This is a genomic window from Rhodococcus sp. OK611 (assembly GCF_003050885.1).
Lineage (GTDB): Bacteria > Actinomycetota > Actinomycetes > Mycobacteriales > Mycobacteriaceae > Rhodococcus_G > Rhodococcus_G oryzae.
This window is the reverse complement of record NZ_QAOZ01000017.1, coordinates 62752-83561: the sequence shown is the minus strand read 5'-3', so window position 1 is coordinate 83561 and position 20810 is coordinate 62752. Positions and strand designations below refer to the sequence as shown.

The following is a 20810-nucleotide window of genomic DNA, read 5'->3' as shown; positions in this document are numbered from 1 at the left end:
GTCAGTACCTCAGGAGGTTCGCGCCGTCGACCGAGGCCGAACGTCGGGTGCGGAAGATGGTCATGATGATCGCCAGGCCGACAACGACTTCGGCGGCGGCGACCACCATGGTGAAGAACGCGAAGACCTGGCCGTCGAGGTTCTGGTGCATCCGGGCGAACGTCACGAACGCCAGATTGCTCGCGTTCAGCATCAGCTCGATGCACATGAACACGACGATGGCGTTGCGGCGGACGAGGACGCCCGCCGCACCGATGGTGAACAGCAGGGCGGACAGGTACAGGTAGTTCTCGGGGTTCACCGCGTGCCCTCCTCTCCTGGTGTCTCCGACTCGGATGCCGAGATGTCTCGCTGCTGGAGAATGCGGCTGACCGACGACGGGGCGTACGACCCGTCCGGCAGCAGTGCGGGCATGTCGACCGCGTTGCTGCGGGCGTAGACGCCGGGACTCGGCAACGGGGTCACCCGATCGCCGCCCGTGGCCCCCTCGCTCCATCGGCGAACCCGGTCGCGCGAGAGCTCCCGCTGGTCCGCGCGCGGCCACAACCGCTCGCGGTGTGCGAGCACCATGGCGCCTATGGTCGCGGTGATCAGCAGCGCGCCGGTCAGCTCGAACGCCCACACGTAGCGGATGAAGATGAGTTCCGCGAGGGCCTCGACGTTGCCCGCAGGCAGCTCGCCCGGCTCGGCGACGCCGCCGCCCACGTAGACGGACGCGGTGCCGATGGCCGCGATCAGCAGCACCCCGAATCCGAGCCCCGCCACGATCGCGGCGATCCGCTGGCCGCGAAGCGTTTCCACCAGCGAGTCGGAGGAGTCGACGCCGATGAGCATGAGGACGAACAGGAACAGCATCATCACCGCGCCGGTGTAGACGACGACCTGCACGACGCCGAGGAAGAGCGCGGCCTGGGCGATGTAGAACACCGCGAGAATGATCATGGTCAGCGCGAGGAAGATGGCCGAATAGACGGCCTTGGTGGCGCATACGACGCCGAGGGCGCCGATCACGGCCACCACGGCGAGGACCCAGAACTGGACCGCCTCGCCCGTGGACGTGCGTTCCAGGGGCTCGGCGGCGAGTAGCGCCGCGGCGGCGACCGCGGTCACGCTTGCGACCCATCTTCCGGTGCGGGCTCTTCCTGGGTGGGGTCCTCCGAGTCCGGCCGCACGGTGCCGAGGTAGTAGTCCTTGTCCGTGCTCCCGGGCTGCATCGGGTGTGGCGGCTCTGTCATGCCCGGCTCGAGCGGCGCCAGGAGGCGATCCTTCTCGTAGATCAATCCGGCCCGGTTGTCGTCGACCATCTCGTAGTCGTCGGTCATGGTCAGCGCCCGGGTCGGGCACGCCTCGATGCACAGTCCGCATCCGATGCACCGCAGGTAGTTGATCTGGTACACGCGGCCGTATCGCTCACCGGGCGAATAGCGTTCGGCCTCGGTGTTGTCGGCGCCCTCGACATAGATGGCGTCGGCGGGGCAGGCCCAGGCGCACAGCTCACACCCGATGCACTTCTCCAGCCCGTCCGGGTAGCGGTTGAGCTGATGCCTGCCGTGGAAGCCGGGGGCGGTCGGCGTTTTCTCCTCCGGATAGAACTCGGTGTTGGGCTTCGCGAACATCGTTCGGAAGGTCACGCCGAATCCCGATAGGGGACCTAGGAACTCAACCATCGTCGCCCTCCTTGGTGGTGGCGCCCGTGGATACCGGGGTGCGGCTGAACGCGGGCAAGATCTGGCCGGGTAGCGGCGGAACAGGGAAACCGCCCGCCATGGGGTCGAACGGCTCGTCGACCGGGGGGGCGATCGGGCCCCCGGTGACCTGCGGCACGGGCGCTGCCGCGGGCTTCGGTGCGGACCGGAGCCGTCGCCACACCAGTCCGAGGGCTACCAATGCGACGACCGTCCCCGCACCGAAGAGGAAGACCTGCAGGGAGCCGTACCCCTCGTTCCGCAGGGTCCGCATCGCGGCGACCACCAGGATCCAGACCAGTGCGGCGGGGATCAGGATCTTCCAGCCGAGGTTCATGAACTGGTCGTAACGCAGCCGGGGGAGCGTCCCGCGCAACCAGATGAAGACGAACAGGAAGCCCCAGACCTTGGCCGTGAACCACAGCAGGGGAAGCCATCCGGAATTCGCGCCCTCCCACATGTTCAGTGGCCACGGGGCGTGCCAGCCACCGAGGAACAGCGTGGTGGCGAGTGCCGAGACGGTCGCCATGTTGATGTACTCGGCGAGCATGAACATCGCGAAGCGGAGCGAGGAGTACTCGGTGTGGAAGCCGCCGACCAGCTCGCCCTCGGCCTCCGGGAGGTCGAACGGCGCGCGGTTGGTCTCGCCGACCATCGAGGTGGCGTAGATGAGGAACGAGGGCAGGAGCAGGAAGACGTACCAGGTGCCTTCCTGCGCGGCGACGATGCCCGAGGTGGCCATGGTGCCCGCCCACAGGAATACCGCGGCGAACGCCAACCCCATCGCGACCTCGTACGAGATGACCTGTGCCGTCGAGCGCAATCCGCCCAGCAGCGGGTAGGTCGAGCCCGACGCCCACCCGGCGAGCACGATGCCGTACACGCCGACCGAGGTGACCGCGAGGATGTACAGGACGGCGACCGGCAGATCGGTCAGTTGCAGCGGGGTCTGGTGGCCGAGGATCGACACCTCGGGACCGAACGGGATCACGGCGAACGCCATGAAGGCAGGCACCACCGCGATGATCGGTGCCAGCAGGTAGACCGGCCTGTCCACACCGCTCGGGACGATGCCCTCCTTGAGTGCCAGCTTGATGCCGTCGGCCAGGCTCTGCAGTGTCCCCTTCGGACCGACCCGGTTGGGCCCCACCCGCATCTGCATCCAGGCCAGCACCTTGCGTTCGACGAGGATCGCCAGCAGCGGGGTCAGGACGAGGAAGACGAAGACCGCCAGGGCCTTGCCGAGGACGAGCCACCACGGATCGTGGCCGAATGCCGACAGATCTGTGTACTCACTCGCCGTAGCCATCACCGCTCCGTTCCCGTTGTGGCGGAATGGATACGGACGAGGCCGCCGGGAAGCGTGGCGAGCTCACGGAACATCGCGGACCCGGGGGAGTTCAGCGGCAGCCACACCACCCGGTCCGGCAGGTCCGTGATGGCCAACGGCAGGGTGATCGATCCCCGCTCGGTGCTGACGGTCACCGGGGCCCCCTCTGCGGAGCCGATCTCGGTGGCGGTGGCGGCGGACAGACGCAGCACCGGTGTGCGCGCGGTCCCCGCGAGGTGCGGCTCCCCGTCCTGCATGCGGCCGGAGTCCAGCAGCATTCGCCAACCGGCCAGGACCGCCTCGCCCGGGCCCGGCCGCGTCGGCTCGGCGGGTGCAACGTCCGGCGCGGCGGGCGGCACACCGTCCCAGGGGCCGAGCCGCGCGAGTTCGGCGCGCGCGGCCGCGGCGTCGGGAAGGCCGAGCGGCGTGCCCATCCGGTCGGCGATGGCGTCCAGCACCCGCTGGTCGGGCATGGCGCCGCCGCCGGGAAGCGCGGCGCCGAAGACACGAGGGCGACCCTCCCAATTGAGGAAGGTGCCCGGCTTCTCCGTCACCGGGGCGACGGGGAACACCACATCGGCGCGTTCGGTGACCTCGCTGCGGCGCAACTCCAGGCTGACCACGAAACCGGCCGCCTCGATGGCGGCCAGGGCGGCCCGCGGGTCGGCCATGTCGCCCGGCTCGACCCCGCCGACCACCAGCGCCCCGATCCGGCCGTCGCGCGCGGCGGCGAGGATGTCCGCGGAGTCCCGGCCCGGCAGCGCGGGCAGATCCGTGAGGCCCCACGCCTGTGCCACCTGCCTGCGCGCGGCGTCATCGGCGACCGGCCTGCCGCCGGGCAGCAGCTGCGGGAGGGCACCCGCCTCCAGCGCACCCCGGTCGCCTGCCCGGCGGGGTACCCACACCAGGCGGGCCCCTGTCCGATCGGCGAGCCGGATCGCGGCGGACAGCGCACCAGGGATGGCCGCCAGGCGCTCGCCGACCATGATCACGGCGCCCGCCGCCCGCAGCGGCTCCGACTCCCTCAGTGAGTCGAGCGCCGCCGCCTCGCCGCCAGGCGCCGTCTGCAACAGCCGGCCCGACATCTTCGCCAGACCGCGGCTGGCGTAGGGCGCGATCGACAGCACTAGGAGCGCGCCCTGTCTCGCGGCCTTCCGCAGTCGCAGGTAGACGATCGGTGACTCCTCCTCGGGCTCGAAACCGACGAGCAGTACGGTCGGCGCGTTCTCCAGGTCGCGGTACGTAGCCGTGACCCGATGACGGGCGGCCAGGAAGTCGGCCTCTTCAGCGGAGTGCGGCCGGATGCGGAAGTCGATGTCGTTGGTGCCGAGCACCACCCGCGCGAACTTCGCGTAGGCGTAGGCATCCTCCAGGGTGGAGCGCCCGCCGACCAGGACTCCGGCACCGCTTGCGACTGCTTGCAGGTCGCTCGAAACGGCACTGCCCCTTACCGCGGAGCTCAAACCGCGCGCCGCCGTTGCCAGTGCCTCGGGCCAGGAGGCGGGCACCAGCGTGCCGTCGTCGGCGCGGACCATCGGTGTGGTGATGCGGTCGGGGGCGGTGGCGTAGGTGAACGCCCACCTGCCCTTGTCGCAGTTCCATTCCTCGTTGACCTCCGGGTCGTCGCCCGCCATCCGGCGCAACACGGTGCCGCGGCGGTGATCGGTGCGGAGGTCGCAACCGCTGGCGCAGTGTTCACAGGCGCTCGGGCTGGACACCAGGTCGAATGGCCGGGCGCGGAACCGGTAGGCGGCACCGGTCAGCGCGCCGACCGGGCAGATCTGCACGGTGTTGCCCGAGAAGTAGGACTCGAACGGTTCCTTGGCGTAGATGCCGACCTGCTGCAGCGCCCCGCGCTCCAACAACTCGATGAACGGGTCGCCCGCGATCTGCTGGGAGAAGCGGGTGCACCGGGCGCACAGCACGCACCGCTCCCGGTCGAGCAGGACCTCGGAGGACAGCGGAATCGGTTTGGGGAAGGTGCGTTTGACCCCGCCGAACCGCGATTCGGTCCGGCCGTTGGACATCGCCTGGTTCTGCAGCGGGCACTCGCCGCCCTTGTCGCAGACCGGGCAGTCCAGCGGATGGTTGATCAGCAGCAGTTCCATCACGCCCCGCTGCGCCTTGTCCGCGACGGGCGAGGTGAGCTGGGTGTGGACCGTCATGCCGTCCGTGACCGTCGTGGTGCACGATGCGAGCGGCTTGCGCTGACCCTCGACGTCGACCAGGCACTGGCGGCAGGCGCCGACCGGGTCGAGCAGCGGATGGTCGCAGAACCGGGGGATCTGGATGCCGATCATCTCCGCGGCGCGGATCACCAGCGTTCCCTTGGGAACTGCGATCGGGACGCCGTCGATGGTGGCCGACACGAGCTCCTCGGGGACGGGCAGTTCCGCCGCGTCGCTGTTCGTGTTCACCGTCATCAGATGTGTCCTCTCGGATAGAGAGTGGACCGGTCCGGATCGAACGGGCACCGGCCGAGCTCGAAATGCGCCAGGTACTCGTCACGAAAGTGCTTGATGGAGGAGATGATCGGGCTGGTCGCGCCGTCGCCGAGGGCGCAGAACGACTTCCCGAGGATGCTGTCGGAGATGTCGAGCAGCTTCTCCAGGTCCGCTTCGGTGCCGTCGCCCGCCTCCAGTCGTTCGAGGATCTGGACCAGCCAGTAGGTGCCCTCGCGGCAGGGGGTGCACTTGCCGCAGGACTCGTGCTCGTAGAACTCGGTCCAGCGCAGCACCGCTCGGACCACGCAGGTGGTCTCGTCGAAGATCTGCAGTGCCTTGGTGCCGAGCATCGAGCCGGCCGCGGCGACGTGTTCGTAGTCCAGCGGGACGTCCAGGTGATCAGCGGTGAAGAGGGGGGTCGACGATCCGCCCGGGGTCCAGAACTTGAGCGAATGACCGGCCCGCACGCCGCCCGAGTACTCGAGCAGCTCGCGCAGGGTGATGCCCAGCGGTGCCTCGTACTGCCCGGGTCGGGCAACATGGCCGGAGAGGGAGTACAGGGTGAAGCCGGGCGATTCCATGCTGCCCATGGAGCGGAACCACTGCGGCCCGCGCAGGATGATCGGCGGGACGCTGGCGATCGATTCGACGTTGTTGACCACGGTCGGGCTCGCGTACAGGCCGGCCACCGCCGGGAACGGCGGGCGCAGCCGGGGTTGTCCGCGGCGGCCCTCGAGCGAGTCCAGCAGCGCGGTCTCCTCGCCGCAGATGTAGGCCCCCGCGCCCGCGTGCACCACCAACTCCAGGTCGTAGCCGGAGCCGAGGATGTCCCGGCCGAGATACCCCGCCTCGTAGGCCTCGGCAACCGCGGCCTGCAGACGGCGCAGCACCGGCACGACCTCACCCCGCAGGTAGATGAAGGCGCGGCTCGAGCGGATGGCGTATGCCGCGATGATCACGCCCTCGACCAGTGCGTGCGGTGTTGCCAGGATGAGCGGCATGTCCTTGCAGGTGCCGGGCTCGGACTCGTCCGCGTTCACGACCAGGAAGTGCGGCTTGGCTGCGGGGCCGTCTGCATCTTTCGTTTGTGCATTCGGGTCGCTCTGCGGGCTCCGCTCCTGTGGGATGAACCCCCATTTGGTGCCGGTGGGGAATCCGGCACCCCCGCGTCCGCGCAGACCCGAGTCCTTCACGGTCCCGATCACCTGATCGGGATCCATGCGCAGGGCCTTGTCCAGCGCCAGGTAGCCGTCGTGCCTGCGGTAGGTCTCCAGCGTCCAGGATCGGGGGTCGTCCCAGTACCGGCTGAGGACAGGGGACAACGAGGTGGGCGAGGCGGACGGCTCCGGCGCCGCGTCGGCCAGCGGCTGGTCCGTCTCGTCGGGGGAGGCGGCGGGCTCGGGCGGGGGAGCGGCGTCGGGCGCCTCCATCCCCAGTTCGCGGGCGATTCGTAGGCCGACCACGGTGGGATCACCCGCGCCGCCGCCCGCCTCGAGCGCGCCTGGCCGGGTGTCCGGGAACCCGGCGAGGATCCGGGCGGTCTCCCGGAAGGTGCACAGCGGGGCGCCCCTGGTCGGGGTGACCTCGTCGCCTGCCGCGAGGCCGTCGACCAACTCCTTGGCCGAGTCAGGGGTCTGGTTGTCGAAGAACTCCCAGTTGACCATCACGACAGGGGCAAAGTCACACGCCGCGTTGCACTCGATGCGTTCGAGCGTGATCTTGCCGTCGGCGGTGGTGTCGCCGTTGCCGACGCCGAGATGCTCCTCCAGCGCGGCGGCGATCGCATCGCCACCCATCACCGCGCAGAGCGTGTTGGTGCAGACCCCGACGTGGAAGTCGCCGGTCGGATTGCGGCGGTACATCGAGTAGAAGGTCGCCACCGCGGTGACCTCGGCCCCGGTGAGGCCGAGTCGCGTTGCGCAGAACTCGATTCCGGCCGGGGTGAGGTAGCCGTCCTCGGCCTGGACGAGGTGCAGCAGTGGCAACAGCGCCGAGCGTGCCTCCGGGACCGCGCTCGTCTCGCCGTAGCGCGCGATGATCTCCGCCGCATCCGCCGCCAACCGGGCGTGGACATCGGGCGGGTAGTCCGCGCGGGCACCGGGGCGGACCAGCTGACCCTTCTCGTCCGGACGCGGCCCGAGCTCGAGGAAGATCGGTCCGGTGGCACCGGGTGGCCCGCTCACGGACACGTTGGTCGCGCGCTCGTCGCCTCGTCCCTGCAACATCAGCGATCAGCTCCGCCCATGACCGGATCGATGCTGGCAACCGAGGCGATTACGTCGGACACCATCCCGCCCTCGCACATGGCTGCCACTGCTTGGAGATTGGTGAACGAGGGGTCCCGGTAGTGGACCCGGAACGGGCGGGTGCCGCCGTCGCTGACCATGTGCACGCCCAGCTCGCCTCGGGGCGACTCGACCGCGGTGTAGACCTGTCCCGGCGGTACCCGGAGCCCCTCGGTGACGAGCTTGAAGTGGTGGATCAGCGATTCCATGGAGGTCCCCATGATCTTGCCGATGTGCTCGGGGGAGTTCCCGAGTCCGTCGCTGCCGAGGGCGAGATCGGCAGGCCAGGCGATCTTCTCGTCCTCGACCATGACGGGGCCGGGCCGCAGTCGGTCGAGACACTGTTCGACGATCTTCAGTGACTCAGCCATCTCGTCGACCCGGATCCGGTAGCGCCCGTAGCAGTCGCTGCCGGTGTCGGTGATGACGTCGAATTCGTAGTCCTCGTAGCCGCAGTAGGGCGCGCTCCTGCGCAGGTCGTGGGGCAGGCCGGTGGCCCGCAACACCGGACCGGTGATGCCGAGCGCCATGCAGCCGGTCAGATCGAGATAGCCGATCCCCTTGGTGCGGGCCTTCCAGATCGCGTTGTCGCTGAGCAGCAACTCGATGTCCCGCAGTCGTTTCGGCATGATCGCGAGCAGTTCGCGAACCTTCCGGTCCGCACCCGGAGGTAGGTCCCGGACGAGGCCGCCGGGACGGATGTATGCGTGGTTCATCCGCAGGCCGGTGATCACCTCGAAGACATCGAGGATCAACTCGCGCTCGCGGAACCCGAAGAGCATCGGGGTGATCGCGCCCAGCTCCATCCCGCCGGTGGCCAGCGCCACCAGATGGGAGGAGACCCGGTTGAGCTCCATGAGCATCACCCGGATGACGTCGGCCCGCTCCGGGATCTGGTCGGTGATGTCGAGGAGCTTCTCCACCCCGAGGCAGTACGCGGTCTCGTTGAAGAACGGTGACAGGTAGTCCATCCGCGTGACGAAGGTGACGCCCTGCATCCAGTTGCGGTACTCGAGGTTCTTCTCGATCCCGGTGTGCAGGTAGCCGATTCCGCAGCGCGCCTCGGTGACCGTCTCGCCCTCGATCTCGAGGATGAGGCGGAGGACCCCGTGCGTGGACGGGTGCTGCGGGCCCATGTTGACGACGATGCGCTCGGCGCCGGCAGGAGCGGAGCTTGCGGAGCGACCAGTGGTCGATGTTCCTGCAGTGGAGGAGACGACCTCGTCCCAGTCCTGTCCCGTGACAGTGAGGTTCTGTTCGGTCTCGTTCATCAGTTGTATGCCCTCCGCTCGTCCGGCGGTGGCACCTGCGCGCCCTTGTACTCGACGGGGATGCCGCCGAGCGGGTAGTCCTTGCGCTGCGGGTGCCCTTGCCAGTCGTCGGGCATCTCGATCCGGGTCAGCGACGGGTGGCCGTCGAACACGATGCCGAAGAAGTCGTAGGTCTCCCGCTCGTGCCAGTCGTTCGTCGGGTACACCCCGTACAGCGACGGAACGTGCGGATCGCCGTCGGGTACCGACACTTCGAGCCGGATGAGGCGGCCGAGGGTGATCGACCGGAGTGGGTAGACCGCGTGCAGTTCCCGGCCGGTGTCCTGCGGATAGTGCGCCCCGTTCACGCCGAGGCACAGCTCGAATCGGAGATCGGGTTCGTCGCGCAGGGTCCGCGCGACCAGAGGTAGGTGCTGCCGCCGGACGTGGAAGGTCAGCTCGTCCCGGAAGACGACGACCTTCTCGATCGCCTCCTCGAACGGCGTCCCCGCCTCGGTGAGCGCCGCCTGGAGGGCGTCCGCGACCTCGTCGAAGTAGCCGCCGTACGGGCGAGGGGCGCTGTCGGGCACGGTGACCGGGCGGATCAGCCGGCCGTAGCCGGAGGTGTCGCCGGTGCCGCGCACCCCGAACATGCCCCGGCGCACGCCGATCAACTCCTCGTCCTCGGGGTGCGCCGATGGCACGGCACCCTCCGGGCCCACGGTCGCCTCCGCGTCGATCCGCCGGGCTTCCTCGTCGCGGTCGTTTTCCTTGTTGGTCACCGGAGCAGACCTCCGGGGGTGCCGAGATCGAACGTCGGGGTGGAGGCCAGCGCGGCCTGCTCGGCGGCCCGCACCGCCTCCTCGCGGTTGGCGCCCAACGGCATCTGCTGGATCTTCTCGTGCAGCGTGATGATCGCGTTGAGCAGCATCTCCGGCCGCGGCGGGCACCCGGGCAGGTAGATGTCCACGGGGACGACGTGATCGACGCCCTGCACGATCGCGTAGTTGTTGAACATGCCGCCCGAGGACGCGCACACCCCCATCGCCAGCACCCACTTGGGTTCGACCATCTGGTCGTAGATCTGGCGGAGGACCGGGGCCATCTTCTGGCTGACCCGGCCTGCGACGATCATCAGATCCGCCTGCCGCGGCGAGGCGCGGAACGCCTCCATCCCGAAGCGGGCGAGGTCGTAGCGCCCCGATGTGGTGGCCATCATCTCGATCGCGCAGCAGGCGAGGCCGAAGCTCGCCGGCCAGAGGGAGCCCTTTCGGGCGAACCCCGCCAGCCCCTCGAGCGTGCTCAGCAGGAAGCCGCTCGGCAGTTTCTCCTCGAGACCCATCTCGCTACTCTTCTCGGTTCGGATTTCGTGTGAGATCGATTCCGGCACTACACGAACGGGCGCTCAATCCCAGCTCAGGCCGCCCCTGCGCCACTCGTACACGTAGGCAACGGCCACGTTGAAGATGAACAGGGCCATCGCGCCGAGACCGAAGATGCCCAGTGCGTCGAAATGCACGGCCCAGGGATAGAGGAAGACGATCTCGATGTCGAAGATGATGAAGAGCATCGCCGTCAGGTAGTACTTCACCGGGATGCGCTGGCCCGGAGCCTGGCCGCCCGCCGGCTGCTGAATCGGGTCGATGCCACACTCGTACGCCTCGAGCTTGGCCCGGTTGTACCGCTTCGGGCCGACGATCGAGGCCACCATCACCGAGAAGATCGCGAATCCCGTTGCGATCGCTCCGAGTACGAGGATCGGCACGTAGACGTTCATGCCGGGTGAGCTCCCCTCTGTGCGAGCCTGGCCGCCCGGTTCCGGACGGTCGTTCCAGCACGCGCGCGGGATCGATGCGGCAGTCGATCTCGGACCGACTCGTCGGTCCGAATTGCCAGGCTCGCCCCATACCACGCTCCCAAGATCCGAAGCACTTCCCGCGCGATCACTCCGGCCGAACGAGCCGCACTATCCCGACTCGGGTCGATGTGAGCTACATCTCACCCTACCGGTCTGGGGAGTTCGCGCTCGGTGGTTCGCGGGCGTGTCCGGCGGCGAACCGCGGAGCTACGCGGCGGCGCGCAGCAGGGTGACGACGGCCTCGGCGAGGCGGATCGGGTCGATCGGCCGCGGCACCGAGGCCTCGGCCCGCGACCAGTTTGCCAGCCAGGCGTCGTCGGGCCTGCCGGTCAGCACCAGGATGGGCGGGCAGTCGCGGATCTCGTCCTTCAGTTGCTTGGCGATGCCCATCCCGCCGACGGGGGTCGCCTCTCCGTCCAGGACGGCCAGGTCGATGCCGCCCGCGTCCAGGTGCCCGATCACGACGGGTCCGGTCGCCACCTCGACGTACTCCAGTTCCGGTAGATCCGGGTCGGGCCGAGTCCCGATCGCACCGATGACCTGGGCGCGGGTGTTCGCGTTGTCGCTGTACACGAGCACGCGCAACACGACTGGCGGGCTGGTGCGTTCCGTCGCCTCGGTCACAGGCTCGATGCTACTGGCGATCCGCTCCCATGGGCCGTCGCTGCGTCGAGAGAGGCGTGTTGCCTGCATGTTTCGGTCTTCTTACAGCCGTATCAACCGGCCGGGGAGGATGAGATCGCTCCCGGTCCGCGTGGCACCATTGCCCCTCCGGGTACCAGCCCGGCACATGACAAGGAGGACGGATGCGCCTGTCACCCCATGAGCAGGAACGGCTGCTGCTCAGCTACGCCGCCGAGCTCGCCAGGCGTCGCAGGGGCAGGGGTCTGCTCCTCAACCATCCCGAGGCGGTGGCCATCATCACCGACCACCTGCTCGAGGGCGCGCGGGACGGCCGCACCGTCGCCGAGCTGATGGCGTCTGGTCGCGAGGTTCTCGGCCGCGAGGACGTGATGGAGGGCGTGCCCGAGATGCTCGCCGACGTCCAGGTCGAGGCCACCTTCCCGGACGGCACCAAGCTCGTGACCGTCCACCATCCGATCGTGTAGGAGCAGAAGATGATCCCCGGTGAAATCCTCTGCGCCGACGGCGAGATCGAGCTGAATCCCGGTGCGCCGCGGACCGAGCTCGAGGTGCTCAACGTCGGCGACCGGCCGATCCAGGTCGGCAGCCACGTGCACTTCCCGCAAGCGAACGCGGCGCTGCGGTTCGACCGCGCGACCGCGCACGGGCTCCGTCTCGACATCCCCGCGGGTACCGCCGTTCGCTTCGAGCCAGGGCTGAGCCAGCGTGTGAGCCTGGTCCCGATCGGTGGCACCCGTGAAGTGCACGGCCTGAATCTGACCGCGCCAGGAAAGCTGGACCGCTGATGACCTCGTTGAACAGGCCCCGCTATGCCGCCCTGTTCGGACCCACCACCGGCGATCGGATCCGGTTGGCCGACACCGACCTGTTCATCGAGATCACCGAGGACCGCTCCGGCGGCCCGGGGCTGGCGGGCGAGGAAGCCGTCTTCGGCGGTGGCAAGGTGCTCCGCGAATCCATGGGGCAGGGCCGTGCGACCCGCGCCGAAGGTGCACCCGACACCGTCATCACCGGGGTGGTGGTCCTCGATCACTGGGGAATCATCAAGGCGGACGTCGGGATCCGGGACGGCCGGATCGTCGCGCTCGGCAAGGCAGGCAACCCTGACACCATGACGGGGGTGCATCCCGACCTGGTGGTCGGACCGTCCACCGAGATCATCGCGGGTAACGGACGGATCCTGACCGCGGGCGCGATCGACTGCCACGTGCACTTCATCTGCCCGCAGATCATGGAGGAAGCACTCGGTGGCGGGATCACCACCCTGATCGGCGGCGGCACCGGCCCGGCCGAGGGGTCGAAGGCCACCACCGTGACGCCGGGCGCCTGGCACCTGTCGCGGATGCTGGAGGCGCTCGACGGGTGGCCGATGAACATCGCGCTGCTCGGTAAGGGCAACACCGTCAGCGCGGAATCGATGTGGGAGCAGTTGCGCGGCGGCGCTTCCGGATTCAAGCTGCACGAGGACTGGGGCTCGACCCCGGCGGCGATCGATGCCTGCCTGTCCGTCGCCGATGCGGCGGCCGTCCAGGTCGCGCTCCACTCGGACACGCTGAACGAGGCCGGCTTCGTCGAGGACACGCTCGCGGCCATCGCGGGCCGCGGGATCCACGCGTACCACACCGAGGGGGCGGGCGGCGGGCACGCGCCGGACATCATCACCGTTGCCGCGCAGGGGCACGTGCTGCCCAGCTCGACGAACCCGACCCGCCCGCACACGGTGAACACCCTCGACGAGCACCTGGACATGCTCATGGTGTGCCACCACCTCGACCCGTCCATCCCCGAGGACCTGGCGTTCGCGGAGAGCCGGATCCGGCCGTCGACCATCGCGGCGGAGGACCTGCTGCACGACATGGGCGCCATCTCGATGATCGGCAGCGACGCGCAGGCGATGGGCCGGATCGGGGAGGTGGTGCTGCGCACGTGGCAGTCGGCGCACGTGATGAAGCGCCGGATCGGGGCCCTGCCCGGTGACGGCGCCGCGGACAACAACCGGGCCAGGCGCTACGTGGCCAAGTACACGATCTGCCCGGCGGTTGCGCACGGACTGGACGCCGAGATCGGGTCGGTGGAGGTGGGCAAGCTCGCTGACCTGGTGCTCTGGGAGCCCGCGTTCTTCGGGGTCCGTCCGCACGCGGTGATCAAGGGCGGCGCCATCGCCTGGGCCGCGATGGGCGATGCCAACGCCTCGATCCCGACCCCGCAGCCGGTGCTGCCGAGGCCGATGTTCGGGGCCGCCCCGAAGGTGGCCGCCGCGACCTCGGTGCACTTCGTGGCGCCCCAGGCGATCGAGGACGGGCTGGCCGACCGGCTGAACGTGGACCGCAGGCTGGTGCCGGTGCTCGATGTGCGCGCACGGGGCAAGGAGGACATGCCGCTCAACGACGCGCGACCCCACATCGAGGTGGACCCCGACACGTTCACCGTGCGGATCGACGGGCAGGTGTGGCGCGAGCAGCCCGCCACCGAACTGCCGATGGCCCAGCGGTACTTCCTGTTCTGATGGCGGTGCGTACGCGATGACCTCGAGACTGGCGAACCTGCTTGCGCTGGCCGACTCCCGGCTGCCCACCGGAGGGCACGTGCACTCCGGTGGAGTGGAGGAGGCCATCGCCTGCGGGCTGGTGCGGGATCTCGCGACGCTCGACGCCTACCTGCGCAGGCGTATCCGCAGCACCGGGCTGGTCGCCGGGTCGATCGCCGCGGCGGTGTGTGGCGGTGCGCTCGCCCCGGGCGTGGCCGATGCGGAGACCGACGCGCGGACCCCGTCCCCTGCGGGGCGTGCGGCGTCCCGGGCCCAGGGCCGGGGGCTGCTGCGGCTGTCCAAACGCGTGTGGCCCGAGCACGACTGGTCGGTTCTCGGCTCCCGCCCGCACCTGGCGGTGGCCTCCGGCGAGGCCGCGCGGGTCTGCGGGATGAGTGATGCCGAGGCCGCGATGGTCCTCGTCTACACCACGATGACGGGGTCCGCGATCGCCGCGCAGCGCCTGCTCGCCCTCGACCCTGCGGACGTGGCGGCCTGCACCTTCGCGCTCTCCGAGCTGTGTGACCGGACGGCGGATCTCGCGGCCACCGGAATCGCCGACCTGTCCGACCCGTTGCTCGACGTGGTCGCGCAGGCGCACCTGGACCGCGAACGCCCCCTGTTCGCCTCGTGAACTCCCCGACACCCCGAATGCCCGAGAACCGCACCACCCGAAGGAGATCGACATGCCCCCGCACCTGATCGACGGCGAACCGCATCAGCACACGCACGACCGACCCAAGCGGGTGCGGGTGCCGGGAGAGCCGCTGCGAGTGGGTATCGGCGGCCCGGTCGGATCCGGCAAGACCGCGCTGGTGGCCGCGCTCTGTCGTGAGCTGCGCGACGAACTCTCGCTCGCGGTGCTCACCAACGACATCTACACCACCGAGGACGCGGACTTCCTGCGCAGGCACGCGGTGCTGCCCGACGAGCGGATCACCGCGGTGCAGACGGGTGGCTGCCCGCATACCGCGATCCGCGACGACATCACCGCGAATCTCGACGCGATCGACGACCTGATCGAGGCGAACCCGCCCCTGGACCTGATCCTGGTCGAGTCCGGCGGCGACAACCTCACCGCCACCTTCTCCTCGGGGCTGATCGACGTGCAGATCTTCGTGGTCGACGTGGCGGGCGGCGACAAGGTGCCGCGCAAGGGCGGACCGGGCGTGACGTTCTCGGATCTGCTGGTGGTCAACAAGACCGATCTCGCCCCACTGGTCGGCGCGGACCTGACCGTGATGGAGACCGACGCGGCCCGGGTCCGCGAGGGCAGGCCGACGGCGTTGATCTCGCTGACCGCGGACCCGGCGGCGACACCGGTCCTGGCCTGGGTGCGCGAGCAGTTGGCCGCGGCGGTCTGATCGGGTGCACACCGCGCTGACCATCGTCGCCGAGCGGGGCCGTTCCCCGCGGATCCGGGCGAGCGGGGGACTGGCCGCCCGGATCACCGGGCCCGACACCGTGCACCTCATCTCCGCGGCGGCGACGCCGCTCGGCGGCGACCACCTCGAGATCGCGCTGCGCGTCGGGCCTGGCGCGAGCCTGACGGTGCGCACCGTCGCGGCGGCGCTCGCGTTGCCAGGGGCCGAGGAACTGGTCTCGACCGCGCGCTGGGACATCCGGGTGGACCGGGACGCGGAGTTGCTGCTCGACCCCGAGCCCATGGTCGTCGCGGCGGACGCGGACCACCGGACCCACACCCGGCTCGAGCTGACGTCCTCGTCGCGGGTGACGGTGCGCGAGCGGGCTCAGATCGGGCGCACCGGGGAGCGCGGCGGGCGATGGTCGGGCGCGCTGCACGCGGACCTGGACGGGATGCCGTTGCTGCGACATCGGCTGGAGCTGGGCGCGGGGACGGTGGGGCACGACCTGCTGGACGCGCCGATGGCGGTCCAGAGCGAGCTGGTGTTCCCCGACGAGCGGTCCGCGGTGGTCGAGAGGTACCCCGCGGGTGGGTCGTGGGTGCGGATGCCCCTTGCGGCGGGCGGCAGCCTCGGGACCCGGCTGGGCCGCGCGTTGACTACGGTGAACTCATGACCGGTACCCCGCCCGCGTTCGACCCGGAACAGGTCGCGCAGGCCCGCGCCGCCGTCGAGGCGGTGCCGGACCTACCGGAATGGGTGCGCCGGTTCGAACTGCTCGGCGACCCCACCCGGCTCCGGATCCTGCTCGGTCTGCACCGGGCCCCCGGCATCTACGTCTCGGATCTCGCGGCGGCGCTGGACATGAGCACCACGGCCGTCTCGCACGCGCTTCGGCTGCTGCGCAACCAGGGCTGGGTCGCGGTGCGGCGGGACGGCAAGAAGATGAGCTACTCGCTCGACGACGAGGTCGTGCACCGGATGCTGCACGACCTCGGCGCCACCCACGCACACAACGGCTAGCTAGCCGGCCTTCTCCCGCTCCTCGCCGGTCGAGACCGCCAGCGGATCGCCGATGAGACCGGCGTCCTTGGCTCGTTCGTAGTCCTGCAACAGGTCGATCGCGTTGCGCGCGAACACCTGCTGTTCCGTCGATGCCATCTGCGCGCGTCCGCGGCCGAGGAAGCTGACGGTCCAGGACAGGATCGTGGAGAACTTGCTGCGGAAGCCGACCAGGTACATCAGGTGGATCACCAGCCACGCCACCCAGCCGATGAATCCGCTGATCTCCAGCTTGCCGACCTTCGCGACCGCGCTGAAACGGGAGATGGTCGCCATCGAGCCCTTGTCGAAGTACTTGAAGGGGTGCCGCGTCTCGGGGGACTCACCCGCGACGGTCGCCTTGATCTGCTTGGCGGCGTACTTGCCGCCCTGCATCGCGACCTGCGCCAGTCCGGGCAGGTTGTCGAGCGACATCATGTCGCCGATGACGTAGACGTTGGGGTACCCGGGCAGCGACAGGTCGGGGTTGACGTGCACGCGGCCCGCGCGGTCGATCTCGGCGCCAGACTGCGCCGCGAGCTGCTTGCCGAGCGGGCTGGCCTGCACGCCCGCGGACCACACCTTGCACTGCGAGTCGATGCGGCGCTCGGTGCCGTCCTTCTCCTTGACGACCAGGCCGTCCACGTCGACGTCGGTGACCATCGCGTTGAGCTGGATCTCGACGCCCAGCTTCTCGAGCCGGCCGGCCGCCTTCTCGCTGAGCTTGCCGCCGTAGACAGGGAGCACCGCCGGGGCGCCGTCGAGGAGGATCACCCGGGACTCGCGGGAGTCGATGTTCCTGAAGGCGCCGGTGAGGGTGCGATGGGCCAATTCCGCGATCTGGCCTGCCAGTTCGACGCCGGTGGGGCCCGCGCCGACCACGACGAAGGTGAGCAGCCGGGCGCGCTCCTCCGGGTCGTGGGAGAGCTCGGCCTGCTCGAAGGCGCCGAGGATGCGGCCGCGCAGTTCGAGGGCGTCGTCGATGGTCTTCATGCCGGGCGCGAACTCGGCGAACTGGTCGTTGCCGAAGTAGGACTGACCGGCGCCCGCGGCGACGATCAGGCTGTCGAACTCGGTGACCGTCTCTCGCTCGAGCAGCCGCGACGTGACCGTCTTGGCCTCGAGGTCGACCTCGAGTACGTCGCCGAGCAGCACCTGGGTGTTCTTCTGCTTGCGCAGGACCAGGCGGGTCGCGGGGGCGATGTCGCCTACCGAGAGGATGCCGGTCGCCACCTGGTAGAGCAGCGGCTGGAACAGGTGGTGGGTGGTGCGAGCGATGAGGGTGACGTCGACGTCGGCGCGTTTGAGTGCCTGCGCACCGAACAGTCCGCCGAAACCGGAACCGATGACCACGACGCGATGGCGGCGCGACTCCACCGTCTGGATGCTCATTGACGCTCCTCCGCAGATCTGGAATGACGAATCTCACGGTAGTCCCAGGCTCACCTCCCGTCCCGGCAAGTCAGGGCCGCGCCCACCCGTGTCGCGCCCGCGGCAGGGTGTGGGATCGGTCACCGCGACGACGGGCATCACGGATACCCGCATGTTGCCGTGAGGAAGTCTTGTGATTGTCTTTACTTTCCATCCCTGCAGAGCAATGAGGAGGGCGGCCGCTGTGAGTGGGCATGTCCGTGAGCGCGTCGACAAGTACTTCGAGGAAGTTGTCCGTCGCAACGCCGGTGAGCCGGAGTTCCACCAGGCCGTCGCCGAGGTTTTCGAATCGCTCACGGTGGTGCTGGAGCGGCACCCGAACTACGCCGACGGCGCGCTGATCGAGCGGCTCTGCGAGCCGGAGCGCCAGATCATCTTCCGGGTGCCGTGGACCGACGACAACGGCAACGTGCACGTAAACCGCGGATTCCGGGTGCAGTACAACAGCGTGCTCGGCCCCTACAAGGGCGGCCTGCGCTTCCACCCGAGCGTCAACCTGGGCATCGTGAAGTTCCTCGGCTTCGAGCAGATCTTCAAGAACGCGCTGACCGGACTGCCCATCGGCGGCGGCAAGGGTGGCTCCGACTTCGACCCCAAGGGCCGCTCCGACGCGGAGATCATGCGGTTCTGCCAGTCGTTCATGACCGAGCTGCACCGGCACATCGGTGAGTACACCGACGTGCCCGCGGGCGACATCGGCGTCGGTGGCCGCGAGATCGGCTACCTGTTCGGCCAGTACAAGCGGCTGACGAACTCCTACGAGTCGGGCGTGCTCACCGGCAAGGGCCTGACCTGGGGTGGCTCCCAGGTGCGCAAGGAGGCGACCGGCTACGGCGCCGCCTACTTCGTCGCCGAGATGCTCAAGACGGCCGGCACCAGCATGGACGGCAAGCGGGTCGTGGTCTCCGGTTCCGGCAACGTGGCGATCTACGCGATCGAGAAGGTGCACCAGCTCGGTGGCACTGTGGTGGCCTGCTCGGATTCGGCCGGCTACATCGTGGACGAGCGCGGCATCGACCTGGAGCTGCTCAAGGAGATCAAGGAGGTCCGGCGCGGCCGGATCTGCGATTACGTCGACACCGTTCCGTCCGCCAAGTATGTTGCGGGCGGCTCGATCTGGGACGTGCCCTGCGAGGTCGCGATCCCGTCCGCCACCCAGAACGAGCTCGACGAGAAGGGCGCACTGACCCTGGTCGAGAACGGGGTCCGCGTGGTCGCGGAGGGTGCCAACATGCCGACCACCCCCGAGGCGTTGCGCGTGCTGCGCTCGGCGGGCGTCGCGTTCGCCCCCGGCAAGGCCGCGAACGCGGGCGGCGTGGCGACCTCGGCGCTGGAGATGCAGCAGAACGCCTCGCGCGACTCCTGGCACTTCGACTACACCGACGAGCGGCTCTCGAAGATCATGTCGGACATCCACTGCCGCTGTGTCGCGACCGCGGAGGAGTACGGCAAGCCGGGCGACTACGTCCTCGGTGCGAACATCGGCGGCTTCGTCAAGGTGGCGGATGCGATGCTCGCGATGGGCGTCATCTGACGCCCTCGGCGAGCGCCGCGGCTGTCGGCGCGTCGGCTGGGTAGAAGGTCTCGATCGCCAGCTCGGCGACCGTGACGTCCATCGGCGTGCCGAACACCGTGGTGGTGCTGAGAAACGCCAGTTCGCCTCCCGGCGTGGCGAATCGGAGCGGCACCACCAGGGCATCCGGGTCGTGGTCCGTCGGCGCCTCGCCGGGGTAGGCCGACAGTTCGTCGGCCAACGCGGCGAGGAACGGATCCCCGGTGGTGGCGATCTGGTGGTCGAGCCGGTGCAGCAGGTGACTGCGCCACTGACCGAGATTGACGATCCGCGGTGCCATGCCCTCCGGATGCAGGCTCAACCGCAGCACGTTGACGGGCGGTTCGAGCAGGTGGAGCGCGCATCCCTCGGTGAACATCGCGACCGCCGCGTTGCCGTCGATCATGTTCCAGTGCCGGTCGACGACCACGGCAGGGGCGGGCAGGTGCGCACCGAGGATCGCCGCGATCGCGTCGGCCACCGCGGCCATCGGCACGTCGGAGAGCTGGTGCTCCGGGTAGGCCGGGGCATAGCCGCCTGCCAGCAGCAGCGAGTTCCGCTCCCGCAGAGGGATCTCGAGCTGTTCGCTGAGCTTGAGCAGCATCGCCTTGGTCGGCTTGGACCTGCCGGTCTCGAGGAAGCTCACGTGCCGGGCCGAGACCTCGGCCCGGGACGCGAGGTCCAGTTGACTGAGCCTGCGTCGCTCACGCCACCGCCGGAGCAACGTGCCGACCGGCTGCTGGGCCTCGATGAGGGTGGTCATGAGGCAACCCTAGGGCGGGCCGGGAAGCGCCGCCATTACCTCGGAGGTAATCGACGCGGCGCACCGCGACGGTCAGAGTTGTGTTCCGACGGGGGCCGAGGCGGCCACCGCGACATCCGACAGGAGTGACGACATGACCTTCGAAAACCTTGCGGCCCAGTACATCGCGGTGTGGAACGAGACCGATGCGGACCGGCGTCGCGCCGCGATCGACGCGCTGTGGGCGGCCGACGGCCGGTACGTGGACCCGATGGCCGCGGCCACCGGCCGGGCCGAGATCGACGCCACCGTCGGCGCCGTGCAGCAGCAGTTCGCCGGGATGAGCTTCCGGCTCAACGGCCCGGTCGACGGTCACCACGACCAGGCGAGGTTCGGCTGGCAGCTCGGGCCCGCGGGTGCGGAGGACCTGATCGAGGGGTTCGACGTGATCGAGCGCGACGCCGACGGCCGGCTGATCCACGTGCTCGGCTTCCTCGACAAGGTGCCCTCCGCCTGAGGCGTGCCTCCTGGCCGGACGGCCACAGCGACTGCCTCGTAGGAGGCGGATACGTGGCGGGTCGTCCGGTCCGGGGAGGACCGCTTCGGGGCCTGTGGAGCTCGCCACAAGCAGGTCTTCCACTGGATGTGTCAAGTCG

At 69.4% G+C, this 20810-nt stretch carries 22 protein-coding genes; 9 read left to right on the top strand and 13 right to left on the bottom strand.

Annotated features, from left to right (window positions below):
• Position 1: 1 nt before the first annotated feature.
• The 11 genes from nuoK to C8K38_RS20985 all read right to left on the bottom strand — a co-directional run bounded on the left by nuoK (position 2) and on the right by C8K38_RS20985 (position 11476).
• Positions 2–301, bottom strand: coding sequence for an NADH-quinone oxidoreductase subunit NuoK (nuoK, locus tag C8K38_RS21035; protein WP_097213351.1), 300 nt, complete (start codon positions 299–301; stop codon positions 2–4).
• The gene (locus tag C8K38_RS21030; RefSeq protein WP_097213350.1) at positions 298–1110 is read right to left on the bottom strand and encodes an NADH-quinone oxidoreductase subunit J; all 813 of its coding nucleotides are present in this window, start codon (positions 1108–1110) and stop codon (positions 298–300) included. The genes nuoK and C8K38_RS21030 overlap by 4 nt, the downstream gene beginning before the upstream one ends.
• The gene (gene nuoI / locus C8K38_RS21025) at positions 1107–1667 is read right to left on the bottom strand and encodes an NADH-quinone oxidoreductase subunit NuoI (protein ID WP_097213349.1); all 561 of its coding nucleotides are present in this window, start codon (positions 1665–1667) and stop codon (positions 1107–1109) included. The genes C8K38_RS21030 and nuoI overlap by 4 nt, the downstream gene beginning before the upstream one ends.
• On the bottom strand, positions 1660–2994 hold the full coding sequence (nuoH, locus tag C8K38_RS21020) for an NADH-quinone oxidoreductase subunit NuoH (RefSeq protein WP_097213348.1): 1335 nt from the start codon (positions 2992–2994) through the stop codon (positions 1660–1662). The genes nuoI and nuoH overlap by 8 nt, the downstream gene beginning before the upstream one ends.
• On the bottom strand, positions 2994–5438 hold the full coding sequence (locus C8K38_RS21015) for an NADH-quinone oxidoreductase subunit G (protein ID WP_097213347.1): 2445 nt from the start codon (positions 5436–5438) through the stop codon (positions 2994–2996). The genes nuoH and C8K38_RS21015 overlap by 1 nt, the downstream gene beginning before the upstream one ends.
• The gene (gene nuoF, locus C8K38_RS21010; RefSeq protein WP_097213346.1) at positions 5438–7684 is read right to left on the bottom strand and encodes an NADH-quinone oxidoreductase subunit NuoF; all 2247 of its coding nucleotides are present in this window, start codon (positions 7682–7684) and stop codon (positions 5438–5440) included. The genes C8K38_RS21015 and nuoF overlap by 1 nt, the downstream gene beginning before the upstream one ends.
• Positions 7684–9015: an NADH dehydrogenase (quinone) subunit D gene (gene nuoD, locus C8K38_RS21005; protein ID WP_097213345.1), complete on the bottom strand. Its 1332-nt coding sequence runs from the start codon at positions 9013–9015 to the stop codon at positions 7684–7686. Before nuoD ends, nuoF begins: the two co-directional genes overlap by 1 nt.
• Positions 9015–9716: an NADH-quinone oxidoreductase subunit C gene (locus C8K38_RS21000; protein WP_257017696.1), complete on the bottom strand. Its 702-nt coding sequence runs from the start codon at positions 9714–9716 to the stop codon at positions 9015–9017. Before C8K38_RS21000 ends, nuoD begins: the two co-directional genes overlap by 1 nt.
• Positions 9717–9772: 56 nt before the next feature.
• Positions 9773–10336 (bottom strand): NuoB/complex I 20 kDa subunit family protein, encoded by a 564-nt coding sequence (locus C8K38_RS20995; RefSeq protein WP_097213344.1) that lies wholly within the window; start codon positions 10334–10336, stop codon positions 9773–9775.
• A 63-nt stretch (positions 10337–10399) separates the two neighbouring features.
• On the bottom strand, positions 10400–10771 hold the full coding sequence (locus C8K38_RS20990) for an NADH-quinone oxidoreductase subunit A (protein ID WP_097213343.1): 372 nt from the start codon (positions 10769–10771) through the stop codon (positions 10400–10402).
• A gap of 288 nt (positions 10772–11059) precedes the next feature.
• Positions 11060–11476: an Rv3143 family two-component system response regulator gene (locus C8K38_RS20985; RefSeq protein ID WP_097213342.1), complete on the bottom strand. Its 417-nt coding sequence runs from the start codon at positions 11474–11476 to the stop codon at positions 11060–11062.
• Between the two features lie 182 nt (positions 11477–11658).
• Here C8K38_RS20985 and C8K38_RS20980 point away from each other — a divergent pair, with 182 nt between their 5' ends.
• Genes C8K38_RS20980 through C8K38_RS20950 form a run of 7 tightly spaced genes read left to right on the top strand, consistent with a single transcriptional unit; the run spans position 11659 to position 16411 of the window.
• Complete coding sequence (locus C8K38_RS20980; RefSeq protein WP_097213341.1) at positions 11659–11961, top strand: urease subunit gamma; 303 nt, start codon at positions 11659–11661, stop codon at positions 11959–11961.
• Between the two features lie 9 nt (positions 11962–11970).
• On the top strand, positions 11971–12282 hold the full coding sequence (locus tag C8K38_RS20975; protein WP_097213340.1) for an urease subunit beta: 312 nt from the start codon (positions 11971–11973) through the stop codon (positions 12280–12282).
• Entirely contained in the window at positions 12282–14003 is a 1722-nt protein-coding gene (locus C8K38_RS20970; RefSeq protein ID WP_097213339.1) for an urease subunit alpha, read from the top strand. The genes C8K38_RS20975 and C8K38_RS20970 overlap by 1 nt, the downstream gene beginning before the upstream one ends.
• 16 nt (positions 14004–14019) lie before the next feature.
• Positions 14020–14658 carry an urease accessory protein UreF gene (locus C8K38_RS20965; protein ID WP_097213338.1) on the top strand — a complete coding sequence of 213 codons (639 nt, stop codon included), beginning with the start codon at positions 14020–14022 and terminating at the stop codon, positions 14656–14658.
• Between the two features lie 52 nt (positions 14659–14710).
• Positions 14711–15388, top strand: coding sequence for an urease accessory protein UreG (ureG, locus tag C8K38_RS20960; protein ID WP_077041737.1), 678 nt, complete (start codon positions 14711–14713; stop codon positions 15386–15388).
• 4 nt (positions 15389–15392) lie between these two features.
• Entirely contained in the window at positions 15393–16064 is a 672-nt protein-coding gene (locus C8K38_RS20955) for an urease accessory protein UreD (RefSeq protein ID WP_097213337.1), read from the top strand.
• A complete protein-coding gene (locus C8K38_RS20950; RefSeq protein ID WP_027501474.1) occupies positions 16061–16411 on the top strand; it encodes an ArsR/SmtB family transcription factor in 351 nt (116 codons plus the stop codon). Before C8K38_RS20955 ends, C8K38_RS20950 begins: the two co-directional genes overlap by 4 nt.
• Here the strand turns inward: C8K38_RS20950 and C8K38_RS20945 are convergent, their stop codons facing one another.
• A complete protein-coding gene (locus C8K38_RS20945; RefSeq protein ID WP_097213336.1) occupies positions 16412–17821 on the bottom strand; it encodes an NAD(P)/FAD-dependent oxidoreductase in 1410 nt (469 codons plus the stop codon).
• A 223-nt stretch (positions 17822–18044) separates the two neighbouring features.
• Here C8K38_RS20945 and gdhA point away from each other — a divergent pair, with 223 nt between their 5' ends.
• Positions 18045–19394: an NADP-specific glutamate dehydrogenase gene (gene gdhA / locus C8K38_RS20940; RefSeq protein WP_373560282.1), complete on the top strand. Its 1350-nt coding sequence runs from the start codon at positions 18045–18047 to the stop codon at positions 19392–19394.
• On the opposite strand, the gene C8K38_RS20935 is transcribed toward gdhA, so the two are convergent.
• Complete coding sequence (locus tag C8K38_RS20935) at positions 19387–20175, bottom strand: helix-turn-helix domain-containing protein (RefSeq protein WP_097213334.1); 789 nt, start codon at positions 20173–20175, stop codon at positions 19387–19389. The genes gdhA and C8K38_RS20935 overlap by 8 nt on opposite strands.
• Positions 20176–20308: 133 nt before the next feature.
• Between C8K38_RS20935 and C8K38_RS20930 the strand changes: the two genes are divergently transcribed.
• Entirely contained in the window at positions 20309–20671 is a 363-nt protein-coding gene (locus tag C8K38_RS20930; RefSeq protein ID WP_097213333.1) for a nuclear transport factor 2 family protein, read from the top strand.
• The last annotated feature ends 139 nt before the right edge of the window (positions 20672–20810 follow it).